Annotated in this window: 7 protein-coding genes; 1 reads left to right on the forward strand and 6 read right to left on the reverse strand. The window is 33.9% G+C overall.

Annotation, left to right across the window (positions count from 1 at the left end; genetic code table 11):
- Window positions 1–137 precede the first annotated feature (137 nt).
- Window positions 138–596, reverse strand: coding sequence for a methylglyoxal synthase (locus tag CKF58_RS02800; protein WP_119530711.1), 459 nt, complete (start codon window positions 594–596; stop codon window positions 138–140).
- Between the two features lie 400 nt (window positions 597–996).
- Here CKF58_RS02800 and CKF58_RS02805 point away from each other — a divergent pair, with 400 nt between their 5' ends.
- Window positions 997–1,941, forward strand: a complete 945-nt coding sequence (locus tag CKF58_RS02805; protein ID WP_119530714.1) for a hypothetical protein — start codon at window positions 997–999, stop codon at window positions 1,939–1,941.
- Window positions 1,942–2,451: 510 nt separating this feature from the next.
- Here the strand turns inward: CKF58_RS02805 and CKF58_RS02810 are convergent.
- The 5 genes from CKF58_RS02810 to CKF58_RS08360 form a co-directional block, all read right to left on the reverse strand.
- Window positions 2,452–3,027, reverse strand: coding sequence for an outer membrane beta-barrel protein (locus tag CKF58_RS02810; RefSeq protein ID WP_119530716.1), 576 nt, complete (start codon window positions 3,025–3,027; stop codon window positions 2,452–2,454).
- 370 nt (window positions 3,028–3,397) lie between these two features.
- Window positions 3,398–3,997 (reverse strand): outer membrane beta-barrel protein, encoded by a 600-nt coding sequence (locus CKF58_RS02815; protein WP_119530720.1) that lies wholly within the window; start codon window positions 3,995–3,997, stop codon window positions 3,398–3,400.
- 841 nt (window positions 3,998–4,838) lie between these two features.
- Window positions 4,839–5,447, reverse strand: coding sequence for an outer membrane beta-barrel protein (locus CKF58_RS02820; protein ID WP_119530723.1), 609 nt, complete (start codon window positions 5,445–5,447; stop codon window positions 4,839–4,841).
- A gap of 373 nt (window positions 5,448–5,820) precedes the next feature.
- Entirely contained in the window at window positions 5,821–6,894 is a 1,074-nt protein-coding gene (locus CKF58_RS02825; protein WP_281270673.1) for a 2,3-butanediol dehydrogenase, read from the reverse strand.
- An 81-nt stretch (window positions 6,895–6,975) separates the two neighbouring features.
- On the reverse strand, window positions 6,976–7,122 hold the full coding sequence (locus CKF58_RS08360; RefSeq protein WP_222987672.1) for a hypothetical protein: 147 nt from the start codon (window positions 7,120–7,122) through the stop codon (window positions 6,976–6,978).
- Between the last annotated feature and the right edge of the window lie 3,672 nt (window positions 7,123–10,794).

The following is a 10,794-nucleotide window of genomic DNA, read 5'->3' on the forward strand; positions in this document are numbered from 1 at the left end:
AACCAATTTTGCATTAGCAAGATTAACCTTACTTAAGTAAAAGCTTAATTTGCTGATAGCAAATCTCAAAACCAGCTCATATAATTGAGCGCAAAGATAATGCCCAGTCATACGACTGGGCATTAACTTTTGTGAAATTATTTAATGCGCGCTTTTAGGTAGCCAGCATAATCAGGGATACGTACTTGGTGCTCCCCATTAAAGTAAGGGCTAGACACTAAGAAGTCTGCTGTAGCTATATTCATGGCAACTGGGATATTCCATACTGTAGCAATACGTAATAATGCTTTTACATCAGGATCATGCGGCACGGCATTCATTGGATCCCAGAAGAAAACCAGTAAGTCGATTTTAGTTTCAGCAATTAGTGCTCCTAATTGCTGATCACCACCCATCGGACCGCTCAGTAAACAAGTAATATCTAAGCCAGTTTCTTGGCTAATTAAATTACCAGTAGTCCCTGTGGCATAAAGCTTATGCGGAGCTAATTGCTCAACGTGTTTTTTACACCAATTAATTAAATCTTGTTTGCAATGGTCGTGAGCCACTAGTGCTACATGTTTATGGACGCCTAGTGGACGATTTTGGTATTCCATATAAATCCTTGTAAATTGAGGTTGAGATAACTAGGGCTAGATCCTAAAATTGCAAGGTCGGTTCTAAAGTTCGGAGAACGCTGCATAGGTTTAGTAAGGGGTAAACTATATACTCAAATATGCTTAAACATAGGGAGTATGCTCAAGCATACTAAGATAAGCCTAAATATGCTGCTAATACTTTTTAGTTCTAAACTTTTAGTTTAGGTTGCTACTCTATTATAACGTGTTTTAGAGCATACTTTTTTATGTCTATGGGGTGTCGGAAAATCTAACATTTGGAGCGGCATAAAAATAGTAACTACTTAGCTGTAAGTTTTTCTCTGCAAAACTCAAGTCCTAAGCTAGGTTATCCCTTATAATAAACAGAAATTTCTTAGATCGTTTACAACGTTTAACTATGTTTTCGACCAAATTATCGCAACTTACTTTAACTCGTAAATCTTGGCAGCAAGCCCTAGCTTTAGCTTTGTGTCTAGCGCCAAGTATCTCTGCTTGGGCTAATCCTCTAGCAACCACCAGCAAGCCAAACACTGCGCCAAATCTTTTAGAGCAAGCACGTAAAGCGCAGCAAAATCCACAAACGCATGGTGAAATTAAACCAGCAAACTCTGAGCAAGTAGCTAAAAGTAGAGCTGCTAATCTAACTTCGAATCTCAACGGCGACATTAGCCAAAGTGCAACTAAGTTCCTGTCTTTAGCTAAATATAATCCGGCTTTTGTGAATGTACTGGTTGATCTTATCAAAGAGCAAATAAATACTTATGCTGATGAAGGTAAAGTTAGTCGTACTAAACTACGTGACGGGATTTTAATGCGTATTTCGCAATATGCTTTACCAGTAGTAAAAGATGGTAAGTACATCAATCCTGGTGTTAATTACGTAACAGCGTTAATGAACTCATGTCATGAGTATGGCTGGTTTCGCTCGCGCGGAGACAAACTAACTAATGAAACTACACAAAGTGAAATAGATAGTAAGTGTATTCCTCTCTATAGTCTCTACGTGCTTTACCCTCAAGGGATTAATGCTTTCCGTACGGATATGTACTTTGCGGATCAAATGTACTTATGGCAATTAGCACAAACACAAAAGATCGCAGCGCCGCAAAGCCAAGTACTTAAATTAATGCAGCAGACCGATAGTCTCTTACAAAGCAATGACTTTAAAGCTTTAAGTAAATACTTAAGTTTTAAATTTGTTGATCCACGTGATAGCAACATTGACTATTACCAAAAAGAAGCAATGGTAAATTTCTTCTTACAACAGTACAAGCTGCAATTAGAGTTAGATCCAAATAATAAAAATTTTAGTCCTTATTTAGATGCTGAACTTTTTAAGTAGTGGCAAGGTTTAATCTAAATCTCAATCTTAGCTATCTTTACTAAGCTAAATAGCTCCTGCGAGTCCAAGGTCTTAAAATTGACCGACTAAATTAGTCAGAAATAATTTCTTAGTACCTTTAGGGGTTTTTCCTTAAATTTGCGGATGTTAGGATTTTAGCTGTTTCTTTTTGTGATAGTTTGAACAAAAATAAATTGCACAAAAAGCGGTCAAATTACCACTTTTTGCGTAAAAATAGCCACTTTCTTCCCTAACTGGGGTAAAATATGCTTGTGCTGATAACAGCAAAGAGTTAATTTAGTTCTACTAAATTAAAGTCTAGCTTTAGGCTTCAACCTAAAGTAACCTTAGCTGTTCAGCAAATGTTTAAATGTATATTTAGAGTCGTACATCTGTACGACTTTTTTGTATGCCTAAAAATGCAAAAAGTGGTAAGGAAATCCTTACCACTTCTAGTATTTTTAAACTGTATTATGCATAACCATAGTCGAGAACTATGGAATTAAAAAATTAGTATACAAAACCTACGAACACAGTTAAGCTGTGTTGTGCTTTGTTAACTAAATCGCGGTTTGAGAAGTTATCTCTGAAGTTACTTGAAAGATTATTTACTTGGTAACGTAAACCTGCTTGTAAGTGGTCTCCATAAGTAGTACCAGCTTGTAATTGACCGTAAATGCCTGAAGCATTTTCCGTACCACCAAAACCACTAAAGTGTGAGTAGTTGTAACCTAAACCACCACCTACAAATGGTGTGAATGCGCTATCATTTGCGAAAAGGTATTTAGTTTGGAAACCAAGGTTAAAGTTATCATCGCTTACACGACGATTATTAAACGCACTTAAACGTTTAGAACCATGGTTGTACGCGAACTCACCACCAATGTAAAAATCTTTAGCTAGTGCGAAGTTGTAATCAGCAAATAAGCCATACACGCCCTGTGAATGATCATCTAATAGGGTGTTTTTAACCCCGGTTTGTACGTTTAAAGTAACGTAAGTTGAGCCTAAGTTGTTATTAGCAAATGCAGGAGTTGCTGATAATAAAGCAGCACTTGCAGCTAAAGCTAAAAGAGATTTTTTCATGTTTATATCCCTTAAGGGTTTGTAATTTTAGTTATTTGTGTAAGTTACAAGGAACTTAATAGCTATTTTACAACTTTAGGCTGCAAATGTAAAAGAAAAAAAGAAAATTTTCGATATTAAATGGTAAATGGCTATTTGTAAATCAATTGGGGATGCAGCTAATATACAGTTAAGATAAAACTGAGATACTGCCGAGATACATCTCAGGTAGAGCTTTGGTAAATATTTGCTACGCTGCAAGTAAGTAAGATTGAATTACTACCTAAGGTGTAGGTAATATCTAGCAAACAAGGTCAAAAAAGCAAACGGCACAGACTAGATATCTAGTCTGTGCCGTGATAACTCATTAATGAGTTATGAAATTACTATATTAGTAGCTTACACCAGCTAATAAGCTTAATTGGTTTACACCACGTGAAACTCTGTTGTTATCAATGTTTACTTTATAACCAGTTCTTTCGTAACGTGCAAGTACGTTGAATTTAGCAAAGTCGAAACCAGCTTCAACTGCTACGTATGGACGGTTTGAGCTTGAACGGTAACGACTTGTACCTAATGATGAATCTAATAAGAATTTAGATGTAGTTTTGTTGTAACCAGCAGCTAAACCAACAAAAGGTTTTACGTTGTTTTGTGGTAAGAAGTACGCACGTGCTTTAACACCTAAATCGTAATTTTTTTGTTTAGAAGTTAAAGTGTACTCGATTGTTGATTTACGATCGTCATCACGTTTAAGAGCGCTGTAGTAGAACTCACCACCAGTGTAAAGAGTTACATTTGGATTAGCGTAAACTTTGTATAGAGCACCTAAACCAAAAGTGTAACCTTTTAAGTTTTTGCTAGAAGTTAATTCTGAAGTTTTGAAACCTACTTGACCTTCGAATAAAAATGCATCAGTACGAGCTTGAGCATTAGTTGCTGCGAATAATGAAGCTGCTAATACTGTTGTTGCTACTAATAATTTTTTCATAATAGAACCTTGTTGATAACATGTATAAAGTTGAGTATTAAATTACATACGCTAAAAAGTTACAGACCTAAAATTATTACTAAATAATTATGTTTGTAGTTTTTAGCAGCAAGATATACTATGCTCTTACTCTTATCATATCATAACCATATAACTACATCGATTTATTTGAAAGAAAAATCAAATAATAAGGGGATGCTTTTGCAAGTTAAGAATAGCTCCTCTTAAAAGCAAATTTATTTGATTATTAAGTTCTTATTTCTCGGATTATATGCATAAAATGCATAATTAATTGCTGAAATAGGCATAAACAAATTTAAAACCTTTAGTTTACTGATAGTAAAATTTCATTAATTTGGCAAACAAATTATAGTTCTCTCGAGGTGGCAATGTACGTAATTGGTGATGATGGTTATCAGTAATCCCAGTTTTTATGAGCATTTAATTCGTTTTATTTAAGCTTTATTGCTAAGAATTATTGAAATTTAGATATAGCTAAAAATAAATTTTTAACGGTTTTTGACGATTTTCTTTGGGAGTATGTTAAATCTTGTTTATTTTTTACATACTCCCTGTAAAAAGCAAACAAGTCTAGATAATGGTTAGAGATAACCATCGATCTAGACTTGTTTGTTTATCGCACTAATTGCCATTAGGCAAACTCAAATAAGCTTGTATTGGGATTTAGTGCCTGTTGGATTTTAATTGAGTAATGGTGCAAGTGTAGAGAATTAGCTCTTCCACAATAGCAGTTTATCCTTTAAGCTACATCATAGGTAGTAGCATTTAGGATTAAGAGTTCTGTTAGTAGCTCTAGTAGGAGCTATAGCACGAGCTCTAGTTAGAAGTTATAACCAGTTACAACACTAATAGTGTTAAAGTTATTTTTCTCACCAAATTTGTATTTTGAGCTATCGTATCTGAGGCTAAAGTTCCAATTACTTACTTGTAAACCAGCTTCTAAAGCATAGTAGGTACTACTTGTATTATCGCTATATTTATATTTTGAACCGTCGCTAAGTCTTACATTAACATCTACTTTATTTTTAGCGCGACCAATAGCCACACCTACATATGGTTGTAAGGTATTTAAATCAACGTATAAGCGAGCTTTAACTCCAAATCCATAATCAGAAATGTGATAACGCATTTCGCTTACATATTTGTAAGGGATATAAGAGTTAGTGTTCTCAGCATATAAAATACGTAGAGATTGTGCTAAATATAACTCAGGACCTACAACAAAACCGAAGCCTTGTCTTTCGTAAAGTTTAAACAGGTAAGAACCATTGATTGATAAACCAGGAATTGTTTTACCTTCGTCTAGCTGGGTATTACTAAAGCGGATACCAAATTCTAAGTTTAAAGTATGATCTTTTACGGCTTGAGCTGGAAGTGCAAAACTAGCTAAAGCTAAACTAACGGTAGAAAGAGCTAAGATTTTTTTCATAAAAACCTCATTATATTAAGTGAGACATGGTTAAAAGTTGAAACAAGGCAAACAGCTAATCTAGATAAATCCTTTGTTGTGTACAGCTCATCACTATAAATTGAGAATACATATACCAAAACAAAATATTACCTAGTTGCTGTTTTAATTTATTTCGAGATAAAGTTAGTTTTGTGAAAGATTGATAAATAGACCATAGGTATTTTACAAAGTTACATCTATGGATATCGTTTGATCTTTCGACAAAAGTGTAGTTTTATCTCAAAATTGATTTTATCATAGTTGTGAAATTTTTACGGGGTTTAATGCCAGACAATAGGTTCGAACCAATTGCTAGGAGTTTAAGTGGTTAAAAAGTATTTAAACCTAAAAATTAGTCTCTTTTAGGTGGTTGAACTAAGATTTTCACGTGTGATTTATCTGCTAATAGCGCATCAAAACCTTCAGTTACTACATCTTTAAGTTCAATTTTCTTCGTAACGAAATCTTCTGGTTTAAAGTAACCACGATCCATTAATGCTAATACACGTGGGAAGTCGTTACAGTAACAGATTGAACCTTGTAATGTTCTTTCTGGAATTACTAATTCGTTTGGATGGAATTCAGCGCGTTTTTCCCAAATAGAAACAACCACTGTTTTACCACCGTTACGTACAGAACGGATTGAAGTTTCTAATACAGATGGAACACCTGTAACTTCGAATGCAAAGTCCGCACCACCGTTAGTTAATTCATTAATACGTTCAACAGTATCAACTTTAGTAGGGTCTACAACAACCGCACCTAAAGAAGTTGCTTTAGCTTGACGTGATTGGTTAACTTCAACAGCAACGATTGTACCTGCTCCAGCAGCTTTTAAAGCTTCGATAGTTAATAGACCAATCGGACCACAACCAAATACTACCGCAGATTCACCTACTTGGATACGTGATAAACGTACTGCGTGTACAGCTACGGCTGCAGGTTCTACTAATGCAGCTTGTTCATCAGAAACGCTATCCGGCACATGATGCACCATGTGTTCACCAACTACAGTGTACTCAGAGAACGCACCTACACCACCTGATAGACCTTGGAAACCTAATAATGGAGTTAAGTGATATTCTGGAAGAAGGTAACGACCATTTTCATTTGGAGATAAAATTGGTTCTACACATACGCGGTCACCAACTTTAAATTTAGTTACTTTCTCACCTACTTCTACTACTTCAGCAGAGTATTCGTGACCCATAACAATTGGTGCAACATCACCTGAAATTGGGTGTGGTTTATCTACTGGGATAAAAATAGGACCAGCTACGTATTCGTGTAAGTCTGAACCACAGATACCACAGAATTTAACTTTTAATTTAACTTCATATGGATCTTTAATTTGTGGGATTTCTACTTCTTCAACACGGATATCATTAACTTTGTGCCAACGAGCGGCTTGCATTGTTTTAGTCATTATAGGAATCTCCTAACAGAACAAGGGCACTAGCAGAGCTAGAGAAATAAGAATTTACGTAATCTGTGATGTGCCAAGGCTTTAGGAATTGCTCTTTAAATCTGGACAAGCAAAAGCTAGTTCAGATGGTAAGGGCTCAAGCTCTTGAGCATTCATAAAGGCTAAAATTTTTCGTCGTTGTTCGCATTTAACAACTCTACGAAGACGAATAATTCTTTGGCGTTTCATCGACAGATCCTATTTGGTATAAACTATAGCTAAATCATTTATCTAGAGTTTAAACGTAAATAGCAATCTTCATAATTGCTTGAAAAACTTAACGTGGTTAAAAGTAAGTGTTAAGTAGATGTTTCTACGCATAAATACGTACTAAACATATATTTGTACACTAATATGTACATTAAGTACGTATAAGAGTATTAAAGTATTTTACATACTCTCGTACTTACTAAGATTCAATAACATAAGAGGTTAAAATCTTAAGTTATTTAGTCTAAGTGATAGGTTTTTCGTGGTTAAATAAAACGTTGTCATTTATCAAGCTATAAATAGGATACTCCTATTTGCTTAGCAAGATTTAAATTTTCACAAAAGTTAGAAGTTAATAAATTTTCTGTGGTAATCACCCCATTAATTATCTAACTATCGGATTTGCAAAAATAAAATTGCTTTGTGCAAGAGAAAATCTTTATTTTCCTAAGTTAGAAAGGCTTAGAAAAAACTACTAACTTGGTTAGGTAAATAGACACTTTTGCACAATTTTTACCAACGAAAAAATCCTAAATTAAGATCTGTAGGTAATAGCTAGAGAGCTATGGTCAGGCGAAGATATTTCGTGACGTACAGAGCTTAATTTAGGATTTATTAACATAAGTAATTCCAAAGAATACTAATTAAAAATAGGGTTTAAGAAATCGATTAAGAAATGGATAAAAATCTCTTAAGAAATCTTTTAAGAATGATTAAACTACCGCAATACTCTTAGTGATCCAAGCCTAACTGTTACAGCTCACCTGAACCACTAAGACCGCGCGGGGGATAATATCTTTGGTAATATCCTACTACTTACTAAAAACAAGTAAATGCTGGTTTTGCCTTATTTTCTGCACAAGCCTAGTAAACGAACCTAGCTTAGACTAAACAAGACAAACTTAAAATACAAGGAGAACAACTATTATCAGTATTACCAAGCATTACTTGTTTTCATTCAGCAATAGTCTATTGCGTCGCAAGGGTGTAACCTGCTAGCCTTAAATTAAGGAATCGCAGCACCCAAGGTGAAATCTACGGTCAGCTTTCGTCTCGCAGTTACTCACTTTAGGTAGACTCTCTTAGACCCAAATATATTAACCCTGTCTAACTCCCGAGGTGATAACTAGCCTTCTACAGCAATTCTCCTCGCCTGTAATACAACACTTGAGGCGGCTGCGGAGCACTTGAACTACTGCACGAGCTAATTAATACTTACATAACCCCGTTCGCTAGACTAAGCTATTAAACCTCTCGCGATTCAATAGCCTCAAAAAATCTAGTAAATAAGTTGAACATTTTGCTAAGTTTAGTAATTTTCTAAGTTAACTATTGTGTAATTAACTGTATAAATTAACTATGCTGTAAAGTAACTAGTGCTAGCTAACAAAAGCAGCTAGCACTAGCTCAGGGAAATTCTATTTAACTATCTATAAAGGAGACTAAGTCGATAGTTAAATAGAGTGTCTTACTATTAATAGTAAGAAAACTTAGCAAAATTAAATAAAAATCTTTATAGCTGCTTATATATTTATATTAGCACTATCTGGAGACAAATGAGTAAGTTTTAAAGCAAAATTTAAAACTTTTTTATATTGTTTTTCAATAGTATGCATTTGTTTGTCTTCTATATGATAGCAAAACAAATAAGTCTTGAGAAAACCTCAACTGGGTGGGTTAGGCATTCATAATAACGATACTAAAACATGGAAAGGTAAAACCAGAAATTCCAACCTACCCTAGGAGACACTTGGAGTTTTTAATACTGAGATAATATATGCTGGAGAAGTTCTCTCAAGACTTCCACACACTAAGGAAAAAACATAGATTGTTCAAATAATATAAATTATTTGACTTCTCTACTATGACAAAAACAGTATGAATGATTGTAGGTAAAAAGTTGATACATGTAGAATATTTAAGTTGAATTTAAAAGTTACCTTTCAGGGGCGGTATTTTTAAAGGGACAAAAGATTAACCCCTGAAAAGTAATATTACCTACAATTACTAAAACATTATAAAAAGTTGTTAGAGACAAATGAGTAAGTAAGCATAACTACCTAAGTTAGGTCAGTCATGAGTGTGAAGATAAAAGAGAGTTAATAGTAACAATAGAAAAGTTAAAAAAGGGTCATCTACTTAGGGGAAGATAACCCATACCTCTATTTGATTTCTCAATTATTATCTTCTTGAATCTATACTTACTAAATATTACACAAACATGTGTGATTTTCCCTACGGAAAATGGGAAGCTATTATTTTCGAAAAATAAGCGTCACTCTACTAACCCAATATTAAGTTTGCTTTTCAGAGGTTCCGAGGCAAATATTTTTTAGAAAAGCAACGCTTATGGCACTATGTATTTTTGAGGTGAAAATAATAAGCTAAAAGTTGAGACTGTTATCTTGTATAAAAAGTGTTTGCTTTAATGGCTATCCTAAAATCAATTTACTAGCAAAGCAATATGCGTTTAAGGAGGTTACTTTGCTAGTAAATTGTGCTCAAAGGATCATAACAATAACACAATAAGAGTAACAGAAAAAGTCAGTTAGCTTTAAGCGTGAAGTACCTATCTAAGACTTTGCAGAGTATCGGTAATACTCATCCTTTTAAGGGGGACTAACCTAAGCTAGAGAGTAACGAATACACGCTTAAAGCAAGGGAGTAAACTTGTAGCCTAGCAGAACAAACTTGAGCTTTTGTCTAGCTTTTAAGTTCGGAGGTAATGTAACCTCTTGCTATCTACATCATTAGTTTAACCTTGCGAAAATAATTTGTAAATAAAAACTAAGCTTTTATATGCAGATCTGTGACACAGATCACAGTTTTTTTGAAGTTAAAGACAAAAATAGATGGGTTTTGGAGAAAATTTTACGTTTTTCGCAAAAATAAAAATCAGCCGAAGCTGATTTTGAAGCGTAAAAAATACCTAAATTGTAGATTAAATGCTAAGTTAAAACTCAGTAAAACTAAGATAAATCAATATCTTACGGTTGATTGAGGCTTAAAATAAAAATTAATAATTTTAATTTCAGAATTTTTTGTACTTGTCAACAGTTTTGCTAAGATTTTTTAATTTGGCTTTTGCTGCCTACAAAACTATCTTGTATGCGTAAGAAAGGAAAAGCTATTTTAAAAAGATGTACGAGTAGAAAAACCTGTTATAGATATAGGTATAGATAGAGATATCTAAGACTTCTCTAAATATAGTGGTTCTAAAAATTTACATACTATCCAATCTTGGTTTAGTAATTAGCAATACTTTTAATGCCTATAATTGAAATGTGAATTACATAAAACTCTTTCTACCCCACCTGATTTTAGGATAATCAGTTTTTTAAAAACCAGTGAATTCTCTTTAAGCAGCATGCCAAATTTATTATTTTAAATAGCAGTTTTTATAGAGGCATTAGACATACTGTAATTGTATTGCTGTTAGTTATATGCGGCTTTATCCTTCCTACCACATACTCTCTTTCCCATTTCATATTTCCCTACATTAACGCACAACTAACATTAGTTTTCGCATCCAGCTATATATTGTTAATCTCGAAAGAACTTTTACGTTGGGTATAGCCAATTAGACAAATTAATCAAAATAGCTAAGAGAATATGTAAAGAGTTAAAAAGATTTCTTCTTCTTCTTCTTCT

The organism is Psittacicella hinzii (assembly GCF_003585935.1).
In the GTDB taxonomy this organism is placed as follows: domain Bacteria; phylum Pseudomonadota; class Gammaproteobacteria; order Enterobacterales; family Psittacicellaceae; genus Psittacicella; species Psittacicella hinzii.